Genomic DNA, 20221 nt, shown 5'->3' with positions numbered 1-20221 from the left:
TCCGTAGTAGTTGGTTATGGAAAACCCGAATCCCGGTGGACGATTCACCGGCAGTTTGGCCGCCGGCCACCGTGCGGTTGCCGAACTTTCCTAGCCTGTGGGTTGTGGGCAGATTATTTGTGGCGCTGGGAGACTCGTTTACCGAGGGCGTGGGGGACTGGGAGCCGCGCCTGCCCAACGGGGTGCGGGGCTGGGCCGACCGCGTGGCCAAGCAGCTGTCCAAGCTTGATCCGAGTTGGCAGTACGCGAACCTTGCCCTGCGCAGCCGGCGGCTGGATTCGATCGTCGAGGAGCAGATCGACGCGGCGATCGCCATGAATCCCACGGTGGTCAGCTTTTATGCAGGCGGCAACGACATCCTTGAGCTGCGCCAGGACATGGGAAGCTTCCTGGACCGCTATGAGGCCGCGGTGGACAGGCTCGCAGCCTGCGGGGCGCAGGTCCTGCTGTTTACCGGGTTCGACATCCCGGTGCATCCGGCGCTGGCGCCCTTCAAATACCGCAACTGGAAGTTCAACGAGCGGGTTCGGCTGATCGCCGCCAAGCATCCCGAAGCCATCACGCTGGTGGACTACTGGTCGTGGCAGATCTACAAGGACCACCGCATGTGGGACGTGGACAAGCTGCACATGAACCGGGCAGGGCACCGCTATATGGCCATCAGGATTCTGGAGATCCTCGGGGCGCGGCACCAGTTGGTCTTCGAGCCGCTGGGCGAATCGACGCGCATGGGGCCGGTGCAGGCGGTGCGGCGCGATGTCGAGTGGCTGGCGCAGTGGGTGCTGCCGATGTTCGGGCGCAGGCTGCGCGGGGTGACGCTGGGCGATGAGCTTGAACCGCGCTGGGCCGTGCCGATGTATCCGGCAAAGGGCATGAAAAAGCAGTTCCGCGCACGCCAGAAGGCCCGCGCGGAACTACGGAATTCACGGTCCGGCTAGGCGCCCGGGTTTTCCATGGCCTGGGGGCTCATCCATGCGATCTCCCAGACGTGTCCGTCCGGGTCCTGCACTGCCGCCTGGTACATGCCGGGGAACGGCTCGTCGGCCGGGCGGTAGACGGCGCCGCCGCCTGCCAGCGCATCGGCGACGAATTTGTCCACGCCCTCACGGGTGTCGGCGGAGAGCGCGTTCAGGCATTCGCGGCCGCCGGTGCCGGTGACCGGGGCATCGCCGTTGACCAGGAAGCTGGCGAAGAATTCATCGCGCAGCACCATGACGAGGATGTTCTCTGCAATGATCCATGAGGTCGCGTTCTCATCGGAGAAGGTGTCGTTCTTCGTGAAGCCGAGCGAGGAGTAGAACTTGTCGGCCCGTTCAAGGTCGGCGGTCGGAAGATTGACGAAGATCATCTGGCTCATAGGGGTGTCCTTTGCTGCGGCCCAGACGGCGGTTAAACAGGTCGGGCAATACTCTCCTAGAAGTTGCACGTCAGCGCAATGCTTTTGGGTGAATTGGGCGTTAACGTTTTTCGCCTGCGGCATCCGCAAGGAAGGTGCGGGCGCCGCAGGCGAAGAAGCAGTTCAAACCAACAACCGCGAGGGCTGAGGGTATCGAGGGGAAACCTAGATCAGGGCCTTGGTGATTTCCAGCGGGATACGGTCGCGGGTGTAGGTGATGTGGTCGTAGCCGTGCGGTTCCGGCTTGCCGTCTTCGCCCATGTTCACGAAGACCAGCTTCTCGATGGTCAGGATCGATTCCTGGGTGAAGATGTTGCGGACCTCTGCCCGCAGGGTGATGGAGGTACGGCCGAAGTCGATCGCGGTCAGGCCCATTTCGATCAGGTCGCCTTCGCGGGCCGAGGCGATGAAGTTGATCTCTGACATGAACTTGGTGACGACGTGCTTGTTGCCCAGCTGGATGATCGAGTAGATCGCAGCTTCTTCGTCGATCCAGCGCAGCAGGCTGCCGCCGAACAGTGTGCCGTTTGCGTTCAAGTCTTCTGGGCGGACCCATTTGCGCGTGTGAAAAGTAATACCCTTAGCCATATAAGAAATGCTAGGTCAGGCAAGCCTCACGCCGCTGTAAGCTCCTGCACAATGTCAGTGAAAACACATGTGACAAGACCATTGCGAATACTGGCGTAAACCGGCGTGAAAACTCGTGCCAGCTAGGAATGTTGTTGATAGTGTCGAGGCGTCGAGCAAACACGGAAACTAGCAGGAAATAGGTGGTTATGAGCTACACCTCGGACGGGAATGAAAATATTCCCACCGATTTCGATGACGTTGTACAACAGGTGTCTACCGGCACCCTGGAGCACAACCGCATTGACGAGCTGTTGCTTGAAGCCCATGACCGCTACTCCGAAGTCGACGACGGCCTGCTGGCCCACTACATTCCGGTGCTGGGGCAGGCCAACCCCGAAACTTTCGCCATAGCGATGTCCCATGTGGGCGGTTCGCTGCACGGCGTAGGGGACTGCAAACACCAGTTCTCCATCCAGTCCATTTCCAAGATGTTCGTCTATGCGCTGGTGCTGCAGGAGCACGGCCATGAGGCAGTGCACGAGCGGATCGGCGTGAACAACACCGGCATGCCCTTCAACTCGGTGATGGCCGTCGAGCTGAATAACGGCCACCCGATGAATCCGATGGTCAATGCCGGAGCGATTGCCACCACCGAAATGATTCCGGGCAAGAGCTCTGCCAAAAAATGGGAGAACGTGCGCGAAGGCCTGTCGGCATTCGCAGGACGCCCGCTGATCCTGGACGATGAAGTCTACGAGTCTGAATCCGAGGCCAATGAGCGCAACAAGGCGCTGGGGCGCCTGCTCAAAAGCTACGGCCGATTGGAAGGCGACCCGCTGAACGCGGTGGACGTCTACACCAAGCAGTGTTCGCTGAACATCACGGCCAACGACCTGGCTGTCATGGGCGCGACGCTTGCCGACGGCGGGATCAACCCGGTGACTGGCCAGCGGGTGGTCAGTGCGGACGTCTGCCGCGATACCCTCGCCACGGTGGCAACCAACGGCCTCTACGAGCGTTCGGGGGACTGGCTTTTCGAGATCGGAATTCCCGCCAAGTCGGGCGTCTCGGGAGGCATCGTCGCGGTGGCTCCGGGCAAGGGCGCCATCGGGGCGTTCTCTCCGCTGCTGGACATGGCGGGCAACTCGGTGCGCGCCCAGCTGGCCATCGGCCATCTTTCGCGCGCCATGGGCCTGAACCTGTTTGCTTCCGCTCCCGAGCGGCGCGGCTAGAGCCGGCAGACGGCAATGTTCTTCAAGGGGCGCCGCCGCGGCAGGAAGCAGCTGAACGAGGAAATCCTGGGGCTCCGGCGCGCCCTGTACATCCAGCGGCTGGAAGCGATCGAGCTGTCGGCACCGCCGGCTGCAGATCCCGGACCCGCGATGTGGAATATCGGCCGAGGGCAAGCGGATTTCCTCGGTTTCGCGCACGCAGGAGATTTCAAAAACCACTATGTGATGCTCGAAGTCGAAGGGCTGCCAACCTGGTACTTGGCTTATGAAAGGAGTTCGAGCTGGGTAGAGCTTTCAGCCCACCAGATGCTGGCCAGCATCATCGGATACGACCTCGGCTTCTTGCGGATCAGCGACAACCAGCCTTTTCGCCCTCCGGCCGACACCGAATTCAGCTTCAAGACCTTAGAGAAGCTGCAGGCATTTGCGGATCCCCTTCAGATCTCCTGGTATCCGGCGGCCCAGGCGCTGAGCCTGCTCGACGGGGTCGGCTTCTATTCCCCTGACTGGCGCCACGGGGATGAACCTCTGACTCCTGATAGTCGGTATTCCGAACGCTGAACCGCAAGCTGTCTTTGCGGCGTTAGGCCAGCGGCGACAAGTTATGGGTGTATGTACTTCGCCCTGCTTTCGAAAGGCATGCACAAAGATGTGCACGTTGGCGAGACTTTGTGGGGACTCGGCGTTGTCCGCTGCCGTCGGCTAGCGCCCCATCGGACAGCCCGCAACAGTGTGCTGTTAGAAATATCTGTTGTCGGTTGTTGGAGATAATCTTAACTTGTGAATGCCGGAATAGTTTAATAATCTATTGACCTTAAATAACTGATGCGTTGTACTTGAAGAAGTGTCAGCGGGACACTCTTATCTTGAGGATGCATTTCTTATGAAGAAAGTAACCAAAGCGACTATTGCTGCTGTCGCTGCAGGCGCATTGCTGCTGGGAGGCGCAGGAACTGTTGCACTGTGGCAGAGTACCGATACCGTCGATGCCGGGCAGATTGACACCGGGCACCTAAATCTCACCCTTGGAACGGACGGACAGTGGAGCGATATTAGTGATGCCGCTGCACCGGAACCTATCACCAACGTAAGCGACTTCAAACTGGTCCCAGGCGATACGGTCAAGTTCACCCAGACCGCGAGCATCGCGGCTGCGGGCAAGAACCTGCAGGGTGCACTGAAGGTAGGAACTCTAGATGCAATTCCAGCTTCATTGGCCGGTCAGGTCACTGTCACCGTCGATGCAGACGCGAGCGCTGCGGGACTGGTGAAAAGCGGAAACGTCATCTCCTTTGCTGATGAAGGAAACTACGACGTTCCAGTCAGTATTACCGTAGGGTTTGCCGAAGGCACCACCGGGTCGACGCCGTCGTCCACCATGGATCAGAGCGTAGACCTATCCAACCTGTCGCTGACGCTTGACCAGGTGCGCCCATAAGCTGACTGTTCTTGTGAGAGCAATGCCGAAACAGCTTAAAGTACTCTTTGTCGCGACCGTGATCTTGGCGCTTGGTCTAAGCGCCCAGGGCACGGTCGCTTCGTGGCGCGTCAATAATGAAATCGATGCCGGTGCAATGACTACCGGATCGTTGAAGCTGATGTTGGCAGCTGGCGGCCAGAGCAGCGGCACGTTGAACTTTAGCCAATTGGACGACGCAAACCTCTGGCCGGGAAAGTTCTCCCAGGCGCCCCTGGAGGTTCTCAACTCCGGCTCAGTGGACTTGCGCTACAACCTCGTTGACGCTGTCAGTGCACCGGCCAATGCCACCGCCGCAGACAGGTCGCTTGCTGAGCAGAGCCTGCTCTCAATTTATGCGGGAATGAACCCGAAGGATTGCGCCGCCGACGCCGCGCTAACCGGCCAGCTCCTCTATTCTGGCCCGCTTGGGAGCAATACGAAATTTAGCCAGAACCGAGTCCTCGCGGCAGGGACGGGCGCAAACACGTCCGAGTCGCTGTGCGTCCGTGTGGCACTTCCTTCCAATGCTTCGCAGCAGGCTTCCGGTGGAAAATTGAAACTCGTCTTGAGATTCGTGGGGCAGCAATTGTGAACACCTCAACTCTGCGGCGGCACCACGGCAAGCGAGCAAAGACCGGAGCATTCTGGTGGATTGGGCAAATTGTTTCTTGGCTTGTCCTATTTGTTGTGGTCCTGCTGATCGCGGTAATGATCGTGATCCCAAGGATCGGCGGGGCGGCAACTTATACCGTGCTGACAGGATCCATGCGCCCTAATTTTCCGCCCGGTGAATTTATCGTGGTCAAACCGGTGCCCTTCGATCAGATTCGTGCTGGAGATGTGGTGACCTATCAGCTGGAATCCGGCAAGCCGAAGGTCGTGACGCACCGAGTCGTGGGTATCGAGTCGAAGGTTGACGGCAGCAAGAGGCTGATAACTCGTGGAGACGCAAACAACGTTGATGATGACCCTGTGCGGAGCGAGCAAGTTCGAGGAAGGCTTTGGTATTCACTGCCATGGCTCGGCTATGTGAATTCAACTCTCACCGGACAGCAGCGTACCTGGCTTACTTGGACAGCCGTTGTCGGTTTATCGACCTATTCCCTGGTGATGTTTGCTGGAGCAATACGCGATCGCCGCAAGAAGGAGGAGTCGTGAATCTCCTGGAAAGGGCGAACAAATTGGGTGTGAGTACTGCGCTAGCCTTGGTAGCCCTCTGCCTCGCCGCTGTGCCGAGCATGGCCAACGAGTCTGACGGCAATTCAGTTAGCTTCAGCAATGATGGCCGGAGTTTTACCGACCATCCTGGCTCTATTTTTGACGGCCCGGACCGGTTAGTTCCCGGCGACAGATTGGCCGGTGGTATCTGGATTCGCAACGACCATTCCAGCAAAGTTGAAATGGCAGTGACACCGAAACGGCCAGAAGTAGAATCGGCAATGGAATTCACGACCATTGGAGAATCTAGGTTTCAGCTGGCACCGCAAGAGAAGGCATGGGTGGCACTGCAGGTAGAACTGCCGGAGGACGCCGGGAATTCGTCGGCTGACAGGACCGAGCAACTGCAACTGCAAGTTCGATCCAGTGAACTTTCGACCGAAGGTGAGGCAAATCCGCAGGCCCCTGATCATCTGTCTGATGCAGGTTTTAATTCGTGGCCGCTGATCATGGGACTAGCCCTGACTGCTGCTGGAATGATCAGCCTCAAAGTCTGTTGCCGCACGCACGGCGATAATTCCAGCGGGAGAGGAAACTCAGAGTGAGCAACCGATCGACAAAGATTAAAGCGCTGCTGTCCCTAGGCTTGCTTGTTGGTTTCGGAACAGTGACCACCTTAGCTGCCTGGACTGGAACTGCAACGGCCACCACGAGCATTACCGCGGCAACAGTGTCGCTGGGTGTGGGGGCCAATGCTACTTCCGCAACCACCAGCACCTACACCGTGCCGATTACGGGTACAGATTGGTACCCGGGTGCAAGCGCTGCTGCCTTGGTGACGGTAAAGAACAGCAGTTCGGTGGCGGTCTCCTACTCAATGCAGGGTGCCATCACCGAGTCCTCCCAATATGAATTGGGGAAGGCGATGCAAGTTTCGGTGCGCAGCGGGGCAAGCATTACCGGCACTGCACCCGCGGCAACATGCACCGGTGGAACACCAGTCATTTCCAAAGCATCCGGGGCGGCATTCGACGCACCGGCGGCCAGACCAGCTCAGCTGGCGCCCAATGGATCGGAGACTTACTGTGTGCAGTATTCGTTGCCGACGGCCGCCGCTAATAACCTGCAGGGCGCGGCAACGAAGATCGACGTCGTTTTCACCGCCTCGGTCGGGTCCTGAGATGGTCAGCAAAAGAACTATCCAGTCGGCGGCGCTGAATCTGGGGGCGGTGCTGGGAGTCGTCTGCCTGTTCTTTGCCCTGGCCTCGGTGCTCTTCGGATTGAAGCCGTTGATGTTCGCCAGCGGTTCAATGGGCCCGATGATTCCGACCGGCTCACTGGGCATCGCGGTGCCGGCAAACGTGAATGAGATTGCCGCCGGAGACATCGTTTCGGTTCAGACCAGCGCGGATGCACGGATCACCCACCGGGTCGTTGAGATTCTTCCCGAGGGCTTGGTGCTTAAAGGCGACGCCAATCCCGTTGCCGATCTACAGCCTTACCCTGTCACCACGGTCGATAAGCTGATCTTCAGCGTTCCGCTGTTGGGTTCTGTGGTGTCTTGGATGAGTCAGCCGTGGGCCTATTTTCTGGGTGGGTTGTTGTGCGCCTATCTGTTGTACGTGGCTTTTGGGGCGGTGGGACAAAAGAATGGGCCGAACGACGGAGATGGAAGAAACCTGCCCAGTAAGAAGCGCAAGGACTCAGGTGCGCTGAAGCCATCACTAGATTCGAAAACTGCAAGACATGCACCGCTGAGGAACGTACTGCTTATAGGTGCGGTGGCGATGTGCATGGTAGGCATAGGGTTGAAAGTCCCTGCACCGCAAAGTACCCAGGCAGCATTCTTGGGCAGTGCAAGGGCTGCGGGATACCTGCAGGCTGCAACGCTTGCGCCACCAGCCAATGTGACCTGCACGAACGTTCAGGGCAACGGTGAAACCATCAGATTCAACTGGGGAACGACAGGCATTGCACCCACAAGTTTTCTCGTGACGGGACAGCTCAACGGAAGCACAGCGATCAAGAGCGAAACGTTGGCGGCTTCGGTGCGCAGCTACAGCACGAGCATTACTTCCAGCAATAGCCTGCTCGGTGCGCTGCTTGACCTATTGGTCGGATTCGACCGAACGTTTACCGTCGCCATCTACGCAAATTACGATTCGTGGCAGTCGAGACCGGTGAGTTTCACCCAGGTGCATGCAACTGCTGGCCTCTTGGGGTCCAATAGGCGGCTGACCTGCACACCGCACTAGGCGCGCGGAACAGCCGAGAGTCCGTTTAGGATCACGTCCAGACCCATCAGGAAAGTGACCTCTGCGCGCTGTGCGAGGGGCAGGCCTGCTTCCAGGGCTTCCTTGAATTGAGGGCTGGAGGTATCGTCGGCTTCCCATACCTGCTCCGGAGCAGCTGCATCCAGTGCGGAGCCGAGCACAAAGGAATCGACGATGGTGATGACTTGCAGCCGCTGCTCCGGCGCGAATCCTGCCTGGGCGAAGGCCTCGGCCAGCGCATCGTAGACGCGCAGGGTGGTGCGGTCGCGCACGGTATGGCTGGTGAGCAGGGGGATCAGCCGCGGGTGCTTCGAGTAGGAATCCCAATAGGCGGTGGCGATGTCCCGCACCGTCTGCTGCCAATCCCCGTCTTGGGCCTCGGGCAGCTTGATGGCTGACATGGCGTGGCCGCGCATGAGCTCGACGATCTCATCTTTACCCTGCACATGGTTGTACAGCGAGGAGGCGCTGACCGACAGCGCCTTGGCCAGCTGCGGAAGGGTGAATTCTCCATGCTTGTCCACCAGTGCCAGCGCCGCCTTGGCGATGATGTCGGTATTGAGCTTTGGCTTTGAGGGGCGTGCCATGGTTTTCAGCCTTCCTGGATTTCCTGCTGATTAGAGCATATCGAACTTAAACGAAAAACATTCGTTTAACCCTTGCGCGCGGGTCGAAGCCTGCCTATAGTTTTAAACGAATCATATTCGTTTAAATTCTTGGAGAGCACCCCATGAAGGAAATACTTGCACTCACCGCTCCGGAGTCGCTGGCTCGCGTTGAGGCTCCAGAGCGCGGCGAAATCACCGTTGCGCTGGTCCAGCACCGCTGGCATGAGGATCCGCAGGAACTGCGCGGCGAATTGGAAGACGGCATTTCCCGTGCCGCATCCCATGGTGCGCAGATCGTCTACCTGCCAGAAGTGACCCTGAGTAAGTACCCTGCCTTCGTGGTGCCGAATCCTGAAGCCGCCGACGAGACCGCCGAGGATCTTGAGACCGGCCCCACCGTGGCCTTCGCCCGCGAAATGGCTGCCAAGTACAACCTGCACGTGCACATCTCGCTGTTCCGCAAGGCGCCGGCCGAGGACGGCCTGGGCCTGAACACCGCCGTGGTCGTCTCCCCTGAGGGTGAGATTGTCGCGCTGACCAACAAGCTGCACATTCCGCGCACCGCCGGCTACTACGAAGACAAGTACTTCCGCGAGGGCCCTGTCGAAGATCCGTACCCGGTCCACAAGATCGAAGCCCTGGGCGATCTGGCCATGGGCCTGCCGACCTGCTGGGACGAATGGTTCAGCGAGCCTCCGCGCATCTACTCGCTGGCGGGTGCCGACCTGCTGGCCTACCCGACCGCCATCGGCTCCGAGCCGGACCATCCGGACTTCGACACCGAGCCGCTGTGGCGCCAGACCATCGTCGGCAACGGCATCGCCAACGGCTTGTTCATGGTGGTTCCAAACCGCTGGGGCGAAGAGGGTGCGCTGACCTTCTACGGCTCTTCCTTCATCTCTGACCCTTACGGCCGCATCCTGGCCCGCGCACCGCGCGACGAGTCGGCAGTGCTGGTGGCAACCCTTGACCTGGATGCACGCCGTGACTGGCTGACCCTCTTCCCGTTCCTGCGCACCCGCCGCCCGGAGACCTACGCGGCCATGACGCAGCAGCGCAATGACTCGGAGCTCGGCGAGCAGAAGGAAGACTCTCATGTCTAAGTTCTTCATGCCGGCGGAAACCGAAGCTCACGAGCGCATTTACATGGCCTTCCCGTCCAGCGGCTACACGCTGGGGGATACCGCGGAGGACGCCGAGGCGGCACGCACCACCTGGGCTAACGTCGCCCGCGCCGTCGCAAAGTTCACCCCGGTGACCATGGTGGTCGACCCATCGGCCGAGGCCGACGCCCGCCGCCATCTGGGCGATGCGGTGGCCTACGAGCTGCGCGAGCTGGATGACGCATGGATGCGCGACATCGGCCCGACCTTCGTGCGCGATGGCAACGGCGCACTGGCGGCCATCGACTGGAACTTCAACGGCTGGGGCGCCCAGTCCTGGGCCGCCTGGGGCAAGGACTCCAAGATCGCCGCCGCGGTGGCGGAGCTTGAAAGCACCACCCGCGTGCAGGCATCGATCACCAACGAGGGCGGCGGCATCCATGTGGACGGCGAGGGCACCATGCTCGCCACCCGCAGCGTGCAGCTTGATCCAGGGCGCAACCCGAATGCAACTGAGGTTGACATCGAAGCGGAGTTCGCTACGCAGCTGGGCGTAGAGAAGGTCATCTGGCTGGACCGCGGGCTGACCCGCGACAACGAGGAGTTCGGCACCCGCGGGCACGTGGACATCGTTGCCTGCTTCCCGGCCCCCGGCGTGGTGCTGTACCACGACCAGCAGAACCCGGAGCACCCGGACTTCGAGATCTCCGCCCAGGTGCGCGCCACCTTGGAGGCCGCAACGGATGCCAAGGGCCGCAAGCTGCAGCTGATCGGCGTCCCTGCGCCGAAGACCCTGCGCGACGAGGAAGGCTGGGTGGACTATTCCTACATCAACCACCTGGTCACCAACGGCGGCGTGATCGCCTGCGCATTCAACGACGAGAATGATGCAGTTGCGGCCAAGATCCTCGCCGACGCCTACCCAGGCCGCGAGGTCGTGGCCGTGGACGCCACCGAGCTCTACGCGCGCGGCGGCGGAATCCACTGCATTACCCAGCAGGTTCCTGCGGTCTAGGCGAGCCGAACGCACGCAGGATCATTACCAGCGGTGGAGCGCGCCCCTTTGCGGGCGCGCTCCGCCGCTGTGCCCTTTAAGGCAGGGACGAACCACTGCCTGCCCTGGCAAGAGCGCAGTTCATGCGGCTTTCGTTTTTAGGAGGGACAGCCTCGTCGATGCGCTTCGTTTAGCTGAGGTTGAAGCGGGCTTTGGTCTTGCGCAGCATCGTGAATGTGTTGGCATACTCGACGCCCATGGCTGTGCATGCGTCTGGAATCAGTACACGTTTCTTTGAGTTTGGCTGAGGAATCTCGTGAGTGACCACCGTGTGGCCGTGGGCTCATGCATGCGCGATCAAAAGGTAATCTGCATCGTTGCCAGTGAATGCGTTGAGCGCCGACTGCTGGTACTGCCTGCTTTGCGCCCAGGTGGTGAGATCCGAAAATTGGGCTACCGTCTGAGCATCCATAGGACGGAAGAAATCAGGGCGTGCCCTGGCCCACTGGGACAACTCGTCAGCTCCGGCTAATAGTTCTTGGCGTACCGCCTCGATTGAGCAGGCTAGATGCTGGGCATGGGCTTGGTCCAACCAAGCCCAGAACCCGGGCGCAATATCGAATGCGTAGTAGCGGTTCTTCGCTTCGATGAGGACGTTTGCATCCACGAGGTACATCAGGCGACCCCCAGCTGTTCCGCTAGACCCATGAACGTCTCGTGTTTTTTTGGTTCCCAGCATCTGGTAGGCATCGCGAAATGTCGTCTCTCCCTGCAAAGTGCTAGAGAGTACTGCCTGAGCGAACTGGCGACTTAGCCGAATGGGTTGGGTGTAGTAGTAATTCCCACCGCTCTCAGACTTGCGAGCGGCCACTAGCTCCATGATCCGCTTGAATTCGTCACTGTAGTGTTCTTGATACTGTTCCCAAGTCAGGAAGCCCGCATCGAAGATGCTCTTGAGGACTACGAGAGTGCTGACCTTGTAGCGTCGAGCCAGCCTGTTCAACTCTTCACTGGTCACGGTGCCGGTGAAGTCCTTGCTGAGCAAGGCGCGAGGAACTAGCACTTCGGCGGCTACTTTATTGCACCAGAGTTCATGTGTGGAGGTGCTGGGCCTACCTAGTGCGGAATCGGAGAGCGCGCTCTCACCGAGGTATAGATGAGCGAACTCGTGAATGAGCGTGAAGATCTGTCCGGCTTTGGTATCAGCGCCGTTGACGAAGATTAGCGGCGCAATTTCATCGGCGAGTACGAACCCTCGGAACTCATCGGTCTTGAGCTTGCGTTGCGTGTTGGAGCCGACGATGCCACTGACCTTGACGAGAACACCGAGCTCTTCAATTCGGATGATCAGCTGGCGGAGAGATTCCTCCCACGTAGGAAATTCAGCGCGCGTGGATGGTTCGAAGCGCAGTGCCTTCCGAATAAAGCCGGCAACGATTTCTGGGTCATCGGCTGCCGAAGAGGAACCGACGAACGATAGTTTTTCGGCACCTTGTTCGATTGCGTAGTCTCGGTACCAGTCTTGATGTTCCTGGCAAAGGTATATGGTGTCGAGCAGATCTGCAGATGGTTGGGAGAGCCGCTCGTTACCCAACGTGCGCATGTCTGGAATCGGAACTGTTTCAACCGGAGGTTCCTTCAGAAAGAGCAGCCCCAGGGGAGCGTGGGTGTCATTGGCGAACTTTTCGATCTGCTTGAAAGTGGGGCGCTTTCTGCCTTCAATCCAGTCGTCAAATTTCGGTGCTCGGCGTGCGGTGGTTTCCGCATCCCAGCCGGCACGGGCAACAGCCCAGCGGAGAAGGCTGGGGGCAACATCGACATATAAAGCTGTCATAGCTGCTTCCTCCTCGCTGCAAGGTGCAATGCTCGCGGACCGAAGTTGGCATCGATGGATGATTTGATAAAGCCGTCCAGTTCGGCGCGACGGCTACAAGCTGATGAGCGATGCTTTTGAAGTCACCGGGCATCGGATCAGTACTGTTTTCTCTTCTATATATGGTAACAGCGAGACGTGGTTCGGCTCAGCCGAGAGATGTGAAAGATTGGGCGGATCCTATGGCAGATGAGTGACTGGAGCCGAGGAGTACTTGGGCCCCTGTCGTGCCGGAGTTTTGAAGAGCTGACGACTGGATCGCCGCGTCAAGAAAATTATACGAACGAAATTCGTTTTCCTCTTGCCTGAGAGCTGGGTCACAACCTATCATCGTAAATGAATTTCATTCGTTTTAGTTCCTGGAGGATCCGATGATGGACGCACTCGCACACTGCGCCGACGAACAGGCTGTTCGATGAACGGCGCGGCGAAGACCAGCAAGCTGAGCACCACCCCGGTCACCGAGACCGGCAAGGGCCTGACCGCGGGGCAGATCGGCCTGTTCACCGCAATCGTCATCGGCGTCTCCACCATTGCGCCGAGCTATGTGGTGGCAAGCACGCTCGGCCCCACCGCCGAAGCAGTGGGCACGCACTTGCCGGCAATCTTCATCGTCGGGTTCATCCCGATGTTCCTGGTGGCCCTGGGCTACCGCGAGCTGAACCGCGCCATGCCTGACAACGGCACCACCTTCACCTGGGTATGGCGGGCTTTCGGGCCGCGCGCCGGCTGGATGGGCGGCTGGGGCATGCTGGCGGCGAACATCATCGTGCTCTCCAACCTGGCCGGCGTGGCGGTGGACTTCTTCTACCTGTTCCTCGCCCAGCTCACCGGCAATGATTCGCTGGCCGAGTTGGCGGCGAACCCGTGGATCAACGTGGCCACCTGCCTGGTATTCATGCTCGGCGCCACGTGGGTTTCGGTGCGCGGCCTGCATGCGGCCTCGCTGGTGCAGTACCTGCTGGTCGGCTTCCAGGTAGTGCTGCTGGTGTGGTTCTCCATCGCCGCCTTCTCCAAGGCCGCCCCGGCTGTCGACTTCTCCTTCGAGTGGTTCAACCCGATGGGCATCGACTCCTTCTCCGCCATGGCCATCGGCCTGAGCCTGTCGATCTTCGCCTTCTGGGGCTGGGACGTCTGCCTGTCGATGAACGAAGAAACCAAGAACGGCGAGCGCACCTCCGGCCTGGCCGCCGGGTTCACCGCGGTGATCGTGCTGGGCATCTACCTGCTGACTTCCGTGGCCGCCACGGTTTACGCCGGCGTGGGGGACACCGGGCTGGGCCTGGCGAACCCCGAGAGCATCGGCAATGTCTTCGCAGCCTTGGCCGGTCCGGTCATGGGCCCGGCGGCGATCCTGCTCTCGCTGGCCACCTTGGCCTCCTGCGCCGCTTCGCTGCAGTCCACCATGATTTCGCCGGCCCGCTCCATGCTGGCCATGGGCCACCACGGCGCGCTGCCGCAGGCCTTCACCCGCATCCACCCGAAGTTCGGAACCCCTGCCTTCTCCACGATTGTCGCGGCGGTGATCTCCACCGGGTTCTACGCGCTGATGCGCTTCGTGTCCACGAACGTGCTCAATGATACGATCCTGGCGCTGGGCATGATGATCTGCTTCTACTACGGCATCACCGCGTTCGCCTGCGTCTGGTACTTCCGGCACACGCTGTTCGCCTCGGCGCGCAACTTCTTCACCCGCGGGCTGGCGCCGCTGCTGGGAGGCATTGCGCTGGTGGCGGTGTTCGGCCAGACCATCGTCGACTCGCTGGATCCCGCCTACGGCTCGGGCACCGAGATCGGCGGCATGGGATTGGTGTTCCTGGTGGGTGCAGGCATCCTGCTGCTCGGCGCGGTATTCCTGATCGGTGCGCGCAAGCGCCGCGAGTCCTTCTACACCTCGAAGCCTGAAACCAGGTATGTGAAGGTGGAAGAGAACGCCTAAGTCAGCAATGCCATTGGCACCCGCTGGTGAATACTCTCAGGACGAGTTTCATCTCCAGTGGATGCCAATGGCATTTTTCCGTTCGGCGGCCAATGCATGGCCATGCCGGCTTCGGCTATCACGTGGGCCTATCCGGCTAGATGGCCGCACTGGGTTTTCTGGCGCTGCCTCTTTCCTGATGTCCATAGAGCTCGTCATTGATCTTGTCGATCAGCTCTTGTACCTGGCGGACTTTGTCTTGCCAGTATTTGGCGTTCTCCTGGGCCAGCGGGGTGACAGCGTCCATGCTGGACTCGGCAAGTTCGATGAAGTGATCCCGGTAGGTGCATAGCGCCGAATTCAGATCATCGATCTGTTCATCGTCCAGATGCAGATGTAGCAATGTTTGGCGCATAGCGCGTTTCCTTTCTGGTATGACCGCCAGGGGTGCGCCCGGTACTGTTCGGGCGCACCCCTACAGACCACTTTTCAAGTTCTCCCCTCAGGAGAGGAGTGGTGGAGGTGAACGAGAGTAGACCCGCAAGGGCTTGGGTCTGTGTAAGGACTGTTCACCCGCACCATCAGCGAACACTTCTTCCGGACACCGCTGACTGGGCCGCGGAACACCGCCGGTCGCGCAGTATTTGCGCGCCCGGGGCGGCTGGTCTTGACGTGCTGCTGTCGAAAGCTCGAGCTCGTACATGGCCAAAAGCAGTTCGTCATCAACGACCAGCGGGTCGAACGCCGAGTGCGTGAGGGCTGGCATGGCACTTCATCTCCCTTAGGTGTTCACAAGGAGACTGGGTAGTTAGCTGGTGATCTCTTTAGGATCTTGGGCATGCTTGGCTGCGGCCACGTGGATGCGGCGGGGCTTGGCGCTCTCTGCCAGGGCGATGTCCACACGCAGCACGCCATCAACGTAGGAGGCTTGGATGCTCTCGGTGTCTAGGCTGTCGCCGAGCACGAGCTCTCGCGTGAAGTGGCCCCAGAGCCGTTCCGAGCCGGTGATGTGCTGCCTGCCTTCGGGCTTGGCACGTTCGGCGCGGATCGTCAGGATGTTCTTTTCGACTGCCATGTCAATCTGGCCATCGTCGACTCCTGGAAGATCGAACTCGGCATGGAATCCGTCTTCGTCCCGCCATGCTTCCATCGGCATGGGGTGGACGGGCTCGGTGCTGAGCTGGGTGTTGAAAGCACGCTGTACCAAGCGGTCAAAATCGCGAAGTACCTCGGTCTGCATCATCTGAACTCATTCCTTTCCTGCTTGACGCCTCGTGATGGTGCAATTCACTTTCCGTTAGATCTATGTCTAACGATGTAGATTTTATAGCATGGAGGTCATCGAGGGAGCAAGCAATCCAAGGTGAAAAATGACAAAAAATTTAACCGGTATTGAGAGCGCCAGAGCGGTTCATTCAATCGCCGCAGCGGCCCAGAGCGTGGGCGTGAGCGTCCAGACGGTGAGGCTCTATGAGCTGCGCGGCTTGATCACCCCGACGCGCACCGCAGGCGGCACCCGAAGGTATGGCGGAGAAGACTTGGCCAGGCTGAAACAAATTTCTGCGCTGATCGACCGTGGAGTGAACCTGGCAGGCATCGGCATCATTCTTGAACTGGAAGCCGAAAATGAAGTGCTCCGACAGAAGTTGGGCAAAAGAACGCGCGGCTAGGCAGTGGGCCGCGGCTCCCACGCACTACTCCAACCCGGCTTCAGCCCTTCGGTTTAGGAACACCGGGTTGTCGATGATCCGCGAGGCGCTGAATGCGGGGATGGCCCCGGTCTTCCCGCTGGCCAGCTGCGCCAGGTGCTCGCCGATGGCGGGAACGAACTTGAACCCGTGGCCGCTGAAGCCCGCGCCCACGGTGACCGGCCCGAAGCGGTCGAGGATGAAATGCTCGTCCTCGGTATTCGCGTAGGTGCAGGAGACCGGCTCGAAGGATTCTGAGTCCACCCCCGGCAGCCAGCGGGCGGCATAGTCCTGCAGGGCGGCGATCTGCTCCTGGATGACCCGGTGCGGGCGGTGCTCCGGATCGATGATGTTCCCCGAACCGTGCCATCCGACCTTGATGCCTTCGCCGGGGGTGTGCATGCCGTAGACCGGAGCAAACACCTTGGAGCCGATGTCCCGGGCAGGATCGAGGGTGTGATTGAAGCCCGGCCAGAAGGCAACTTCATTCTTGAGAGCGAAATGCACCGGATGTTCCTCGGTGACGTGGATCTTCGGCAGCGCAACAGCATGGCCGAGCAGCCGCTGCGTCCACGCGCCGGCGGCGACGACCAGATGCCGGGCAGTGATGGTGCGCTCGCCGGAGGACTGCCGGACGAGCACGGAGACCAGGTTCTCATCAAGTACGTCGATGCTCAGGGCCCGCGCTTCGTGGATAACCTGTGCGCCCCGGGCCGCGGCAATCTGCTGGAAGGCCGCCACCGCCTTGTCAGCATTGATCTGGCCGCCTTCCTTGATGAACAGGGCCTCGGTTTCAAAGCGCATGCCGGCAAAACGCTGCTGGGCCTCGTCGATGCCCAGCAGCTCGCTGGTGAATCCAGCCCGCGGAAGCACCTGGTGGATGGCCCGCTGGCCGGGGACATCGCCGTGGTTGACCAGTCCGGTGCGCCTGAGCAGTTCGACGCCTGCCCGCTGCGAGACCTCGTCCCAGAGCAGATGCGAGCGCTGCAGCAGGCGCACATAGTCCAGGTGGTCGTAGGCCGGGTTGAAGTTGCGGGTGCTGCCGTGCGAGGCTCCCTGCACATGGCCGGGCTCGAAGCGTTCAAGCAGCACCACCTCACGGCCAGCCGCGGCAAGGAAGTAGGCGGTTGCCGAGCCCATGGCCCCGCCGCCGATGACCAGGTACTCGGTGTCTGCGTTCATGGCTCCAGCTTATTTCCGGGAGGCTACCTGATTCCATTCGTTTCCTATCTACCTTGTCGACTACCGTAATAGTGGTTGGTTTTTTGGGATCGGAGGCTGCGTGGATCAGGCGGTACAACTTAGTGCAGTGCTCGGCCTGGCGGCCGCTGTCTTCCTGGGCGCATCCACGCAGCGGATCTCCGGCATGGGTTTTGCCCTGGTGTCCTCGCCGTTCATCGTCATGGCGCTGGGTCCGTACCACGGCATCATGGTGGTCAACCTGCTCGGCGCCTGCAGCAGCCTGCTGATCTTCCTGCAGGTTTTCAGGCAGGTGGAGTACAAGAAGGTCGCGCTGCTGCTGGTCCCGGCAGTGCTGATGACTTTCCCCGGAGCCTGGGTCGCCTCGAAAATGGACGGGCCGTGGCTGTCCATCGGCATTGCAGTCATGGTGATCCTCGCCCTGGGTTCCAGCTTCCTGATCCGCAATCTTCCCGCCGCGCAGAGCAATGGCCTGGCGATCGGAGCCGGCGCAGTCTCCGGATTCATGTCGGTGACCGCCGGAGTTTCAGGCCCAGCCATTGCCGGCTACGCGGTGGCGAGCCGGTGGCCGCAGGCGAAGTTCGCGATCTCGGTGCAGTTGTACTTCCTTGTGGTCTCTTCGTCCTCGCTGATCGCCAAGGGTGGCATCCCGGACTTGTCAGTGGCGCAGTGGATCGCCTGCTTCGGCGCCCTGGTCCTGGGCATCCTGCTGGGTAATTTCCTGGCACCGAAGATCCCGCCGAAGTTCAGCCGCGCCTTCGTGGTGCTGGTTGCGTTCTCCGGAGCCATCAGCCTGCTGGTCAATGGAATCCGCCACCTGAGCTAGCCCGGCGGTGCATGGAAGAATGGACCATGTGCAGCCACCAGCCGAAAAGAACCTGAAGGTCCACCGCGTCACAGAGCTCGACATCGAGCGCTATGCGCTGTGGGCAGGGCTGTTCTGCGCGCTGTTCGGCATGGCCGTGGGCATGATCATCTTTGCCGGGGCGAGCCCGCTGCTCTTCGGCGGGCTGTCTGTAGGCGGCGTTGCCTCGGTGACCGGGGCGGTTTCCGCCGGCACCTCCAGCGCCTATGCCTTCCGCAGGCTGCTGCGCCGCCGCGAAGCCTGGCTGCGGGCCATTCCCACATGGCGGCAGTATGTGGTGGGGCTGGGCCTGATACTTGTCCACGTCGCCAGCACCGTCATGATCATCCTGGTGGTGACCTACCTGTTCAGCCAAGCCTTCTTCGGCCTGCACCTGGATGTGCTCTCTAGCTCCCTGTTTGTCGCCGCGATCAGCGGCCTGAGCTCCTACCTGTGCCTGGTCGCCACGGCGCGCACCAATGCAGAGAACCTGTCGGTGGTCCTTGGAATCTACATGGCTGCCGGCGTGCTGCTCAGCATGCTTCTGGCCGAAAACCAGGGCTGGTGGAAGGGCATGTTCTCCGCCCTGGGGACCTCGGATTCCGGGCTCGGCTCATTTTGGACCTTCAATACCACGATGGTGATTTCAGGGCTGGTGCTTGTAGCCTTCACCGAATTCCTCACCCGCGACCTGGTGGTGCTGTCTCAGGCCTATCGATGCCGTCCGAGCCTTGAACGCTACCCGATGATCCGCAAGCTGCGGCCCCGGCCGCGCGTGGTGCGCTGGTGCCTGATCGCCGTGTCCATTGGAGTCATCGGGGTTGGCAGCGTGCCGATGGACCTTGCCCCGCTGGTGCATTCTGCGTTCGTCCAACTGGCCTCGGGCGCCATGGTGATCCTGCTGGTGGGGACCTGGGTGCTGCTGCCCGGCCACCCGGCGGTCTTCCACCTGATGTCCCTGTCCGCGGTGGGCGCGCTCTGGCTGGCGTTCCTGCTGTGGGACTCGTGGTCCTACTACAACCTGACCGGCTTTGAACTGTCTGCCGTGGCAATCCTCTTCACCTGGATCTCGGTGTTCATCCGCACCACTGCGGCCATGATCAGGGACCGTCGGCGCCCGCATGCGTCGCACGGCATCGAGGTCGACGACCCGTATCTGCACAAGGGCGCGTGAAGTGGCTAGGCTGGAGCCATGATGCTCTGCCAGATGCTCTACCTGCTGTTGACCAAGGACGACGGGAAGCCCGAGTCGGTGATGGCCCAGATGGGCTACGGCATGAACGCCGCCGTGCTCAGCGACCTCATGCTTGCCGGCCGCATTGAACTGACGGATGAGAAGCGCCCCCGGGTCCTTGTTCTCGATGAGGGCCCCTGCACTGATCCGCTGCTTGCCGCCGCGCTGGCCAAGCTCGCCAAGAAGCACGGCAAGCGCCTTGAATCGGTGGTCACCATCTCCAACCTGTGCGACATCCGCTTGGTCACCGATTCGCTGGCCTCCGCGGGAATCGTCGAGTACGGGGAACGCGGCTTCTTCGGTCTGGGCAAGGAACGGGCAGTGGTGCTCAAGCCCGAACTGGAAGCACAGATCCGCGCCTCGCTTCGGGCCGCGATCCACGGCGAAAAAGAACCGGAGTTGGAAGACGTGACGCTGCTGTCGATTCTGCAGGGGCTTGACCTGGCACCTAAGGTGCTTGCCATGGAGCTGGCGCCGCTGAACAGGAAACAGGCCAAGGAGAGGATCAAATACCTCGCGCAGAATTCTCCCACCGGCGATGCCGTGGGCAAGGCGGTGGCCGCGATGAATACGGTGCTGATGACCACCGTGATTATGCCGGGCATAGCAGGAGGCTCCGTCTAGGCACACGGCACGCTGACTAGCTGGCAATTTGCCGAAGCTGTTCCAGT

At 60.6% G+C, this 20221-nt stretch carries 22 protein-coding genes and 1 pseudogene; 16 read left to right on the top strand and 7 right to left on the bottom strand.

Annotated features, from left to right (window positions below; translation table 11 throughout):
- The first annotated feature begins 104 nt into the window (after positions 1-104).
- Positions 105-938, top strand: coding sequence for an SGNH/GDSL hydrolase family protein (locus tag AUR04nite_RS02465; protein WP_141361599.1), 834 nt, complete (start codon positions 105-107; stop codon positions 936-938).
- On the opposite strand, the gene AUR04nite_RS02460 is transcribed toward AUR04nite_RS02465, so the two are convergent.
- Together AUR04nite_RS02460 and AUR04nite_RS02455 are read right to left on the bottom strand one after the other, a co-directional pair.
- Positions 935-1357: a VOC family protein gene (locus AUR04nite_RS02460; protein ID WP_141361598.1), complete on the bottom strand. Its 423-nt coding sequence runs from the start codon at positions 1355-1357 to the stop codon at positions 935-937. The genes AUR04nite_RS02465 and AUR04nite_RS02460 overlap by 4 nt on opposite strands.
- Positions 1358-1561: 204 nt before the next feature.
- Positions 1562-1984 carry an acyl-CoA thioesterase gene (locus tag AUR04nite_RS02455; protein WP_141361596.1) on the bottom strand — a complete coding sequence of 141 codons (423 nt, stop codon included), beginning with the start codon at positions 1982-1984 and terminating at the stop codon, positions 1562-1564.
- Positions 1985-2172: 188 nt separating this feature from the next.
- Between AUR04nite_RS02455 and glsA the strand changes: the two genes are divergently transcribed.
- From glsA to AUR04nite_RS02420, 8 genes are all read left to right on the top strand, one after another.
- Positions 2173-3198 carry a glutaminase A gene (gene glsA, locus AUR04nite_RS02450; RefSeq protein WP_141361594.1) on the top strand — a complete coding sequence of 342 codons (1026 nt, stop codon included), beginning with the start codon at positions 2173-2175 and terminating at the stop codon, positions 3196-3198.
- Between the two features lie 15 nt (positions 3199-3213).
- On the top strand, positions 3214-3759 hold the full coding sequence (locus AUR04nite_RS02445; RefSeq protein ID WP_141361592.1) for a hypothetical protein: 546 nt from the start codon (positions 3214-3216) through the stop codon (positions 3757-3759).
- 322 nt (positions 3760-4081) lie between these two features.
- Positions 4082-4636: an alternate-type signal peptide domain-containing protein gene (locus AUR04nite_RS02440; protein ID WP_141361591.1), complete on the top strand. Its 555-nt coding sequence runs from the start codon at positions 4082-4084 to the stop codon at positions 4634-4636.
- Between the two features lie 22 nt (positions 4637-4658).
- Entirely contained in the window at positions 4659-5249 is a 591-nt protein-coding gene (locus tag AUR04nite_RS02435) for a hypothetical protein (RefSeq protein ID WP_141361589.1), read from the top strand.
- Complete coding sequence (locus tag AUR04nite_RS02430; RefSeq protein ID WP_246055291.1) at positions 5246-5815, top strand: signal peptidase I; 570 nt, start codon at positions 5246-5248, stop codon at positions 5813-5815. Before AUR04nite_RS02435 ends, AUR04nite_RS02430 begins: the two co-directional genes overlap by 4 nt.
- The gene (locus AUR04nite_RS02425) at positions 5812-6420 is read left to right on the top strand and encodes a hypothetical protein (protein ID WP_141361587.1); all 609 of its coding nucleotides are present in this window, start codon (positions 5812-5814) and stop codon (positions 6418-6420) included. The genes AUR04nite_RS02430 and AUR04nite_RS02425 overlap by 4 nt, the downstream gene beginning before the upstream one ends.
- Positions 6417-6995: a hypothetical protein gene (locus AUR04nite_RS17815; RefSeq protein ID WP_170184052.1), complete on the top strand. Its 579-nt coding sequence runs from the start codon at positions 6417-6419 to the stop codon at positions 6993-6995. Before AUR04nite_RS02425 ends, AUR04nite_RS17815 begins: the two co-directional genes overlap by 4 nt.
- Position 6996: 1 nt before the next feature.
- A complete protein-coding gene (locus AUR04nite_RS02420; protein ID WP_170184051.1) occupies positions 6997-8070 on the top strand; it encodes a signal peptidase I in 1074 nt (357 codons plus the stop codon).
- On the opposite strand, the gene AUR04nite_RS02415 is transcribed toward AUR04nite_RS02420, so the two are convergent.
- On the bottom strand, positions 8067-8675 hold the full coding sequence (locus AUR04nite_RS02415) for a TetR/AcrR family transcriptional regulator C-terminal domain-containing protein (protein ID WP_141361583.1): 609 nt from the start codon (positions 8673-8675) through the stop codon (positions 8067-8069). The two genes, AUR04nite_RS02420 and AUR04nite_RS02415, sit on opposite strands and share 4 nt — an antisense overlap.
- A 143-nt stretch (positions 8676-8818) precedes the next feature.
- On the opposite strand from AUR04nite_RS02415, the gene AUR04nite_RS02410 reads away from it, so the two are divergent.
- Together AUR04nite_RS02410 and AUR04nite_RS02405 are read left to right on the top strand one after the other, a co-directional pair.
- Positions 8819-9799, top strand: a complete 981-nt coding sequence (locus tag AUR04nite_RS02410; RefSeq protein ID WP_141361581.1) for a nitrilase-related carbon-nitrogen hydrolase — start codon at positions 8819-8821, stop codon at positions 9797-9799.
- Complete coding sequence (locus tag AUR04nite_RS02405; protein ID WP_218024616.1) at positions 9792-10814, top strand: agmatine deiminase family protein; 1023 nt, start codon at positions 9792-9794, stop codon at positions 10812-10814. Before AUR04nite_RS02410 ends, AUR04nite_RS02405 begins: the two co-directional genes overlap by 8 nt.
- A 169-nt stretch (positions 10815-10983) precedes the next feature.
- On the opposite strand, the pseudogene AUR04nite_RS18235 reads toward AUR04nite_RS02405, so the two are convergent.
- Positions 10984-12396 (bottom strand): annotated as a pseudogene (locus AUR04nite_RS18235) (DUF4411 family protein).
- A gap of 685 nt (positions 12397-13081) precedes the next feature.
- Between AUR04nite_RS18235 and AUR04nite_RS02390 the strand changes: the two are divergent.
- A complete protein-coding gene (locus AUR04nite_RS02390; RefSeq protein ID WP_141361579.1) occupies positions 13082-14605 on the top strand; it encodes an APC family permease in 1524 nt (507 codons plus the stop codon).
- A gap of 136 nt (positions 14606-14741) precedes the next feature.
- On the opposite strand, the gene AUR04nite_RS02385 is transcribed toward AUR04nite_RS02390, so the two are convergent.
- Together AUR04nite_RS02385 and AUR04nite_RS02380 are read right to left on the bottom strand one after the other, a co-directional pair.
- On the bottom strand, positions 14742-14999 hold the full coding sequence (locus AUR04nite_RS02385) for a hypothetical protein (RefSeq protein WP_141361577.1): 258 nt from the start codon (positions 14997-14999) through the stop codon (positions 14742-14744).
- A 393-nt stretch (positions 15000-15392) separates the two neighbouring features.
- Positions 15393-15827 (bottom strand): Hsp20/alpha crystallin family protein, encoded by a 435-nt coding sequence (locus AUR04nite_RS02380; protein WP_141361575.1) that lies wholly within the window; start codon positions 15825-15827, stop codon positions 15393-15395.
- A 127-nt stretch (positions 15828-15954) separates the two neighbouring features.
- On the opposite strand from AUR04nite_RS02380, the gene AUR04nite_RS02375 reads away from it, so the two are divergent.
- Positions 15955-16254, top strand: a complete 300-nt coding sequence (locus AUR04nite_RS02375; RefSeq protein WP_141361573.1) for a MerR family transcriptional regulator — start codon at positions 15955-15957, stop codon at positions 16252-16254.
- A 24-nt stretch (positions 16255-16278) separates the two neighbouring features.
- Here the strand turns inward: AUR04nite_RS02375 and AUR04nite_RS02370 are convergent, their stop codons facing one another.
- Positions 16279-17454 carry an FAD-dependent oxidoreductase gene (locus AUR04nite_RS02370; protein ID WP_141361571.1) on the bottom strand — a complete coding sequence of 392 codons (1176 nt, stop codon included), beginning with the start codon at positions 17452-17454 and terminating at the stop codon, positions 16279-16281.
- Between the two features lie 100 nt (positions 17455-17554).
- Between AUR04nite_RS02370 and AUR04nite_RS02365 the strand changes: the two genes are divergently transcribed.
- The 3 genes from AUR04nite_RS02365 to AUR04nite_RS02355 are packed head-to-tail and all read left to right on the top strand — an operon-like array spanning position 17555 to position 20174.
- Positions 17555-18298 carry a sulfite exporter TauE/SafE family protein gene (locus AUR04nite_RS02365; protein WP_141361569.1) on the top strand — a complete coding sequence of 248 codons (744 nt, stop codon included), beginning with the start codon at positions 17555-17557 and terminating at the stop codon, positions 18296-18298.
- A 28-nt stretch (positions 18299-18326) separates the two neighbouring features.
- The gene (locus AUR04nite_RS02360; protein ID WP_141361567.1) at positions 18327-19490 is read left to right on the top strand and encodes a hypothetical protein; all 1164 of its coding nucleotides are present in this window, start codon (positions 18327-18329) and stop codon (positions 19488-19490) included.
- A gap of 18 nt (positions 19491-19508) precedes the next feature.
- Positions 19509-20174, top strand: a complete 666-nt coding sequence (locus AUR04nite_RS02355) for a GOLPH3/VPS74 family protein (protein WP_141361565.1) — start codon at positions 19509-19511, stop codon at positions 20172-20174.
- The last annotated feature ends 47 nt before the right edge of the window (positions 20175-20221 follow it).

This window comes from Glutamicibacter uratoxydans (assembly GCF_006539925.1).
Taxonomy (GTDB): domain Bacteria; phylum Actinomycetota; class Actinomycetes; order Actinomycetales; family Micrococcaceae; genus Glutamicibacter; species Glutamicibacter uratoxydans.
This window is presented reverse-complemented; position numbering and strand designations above follow the sequence as displayed.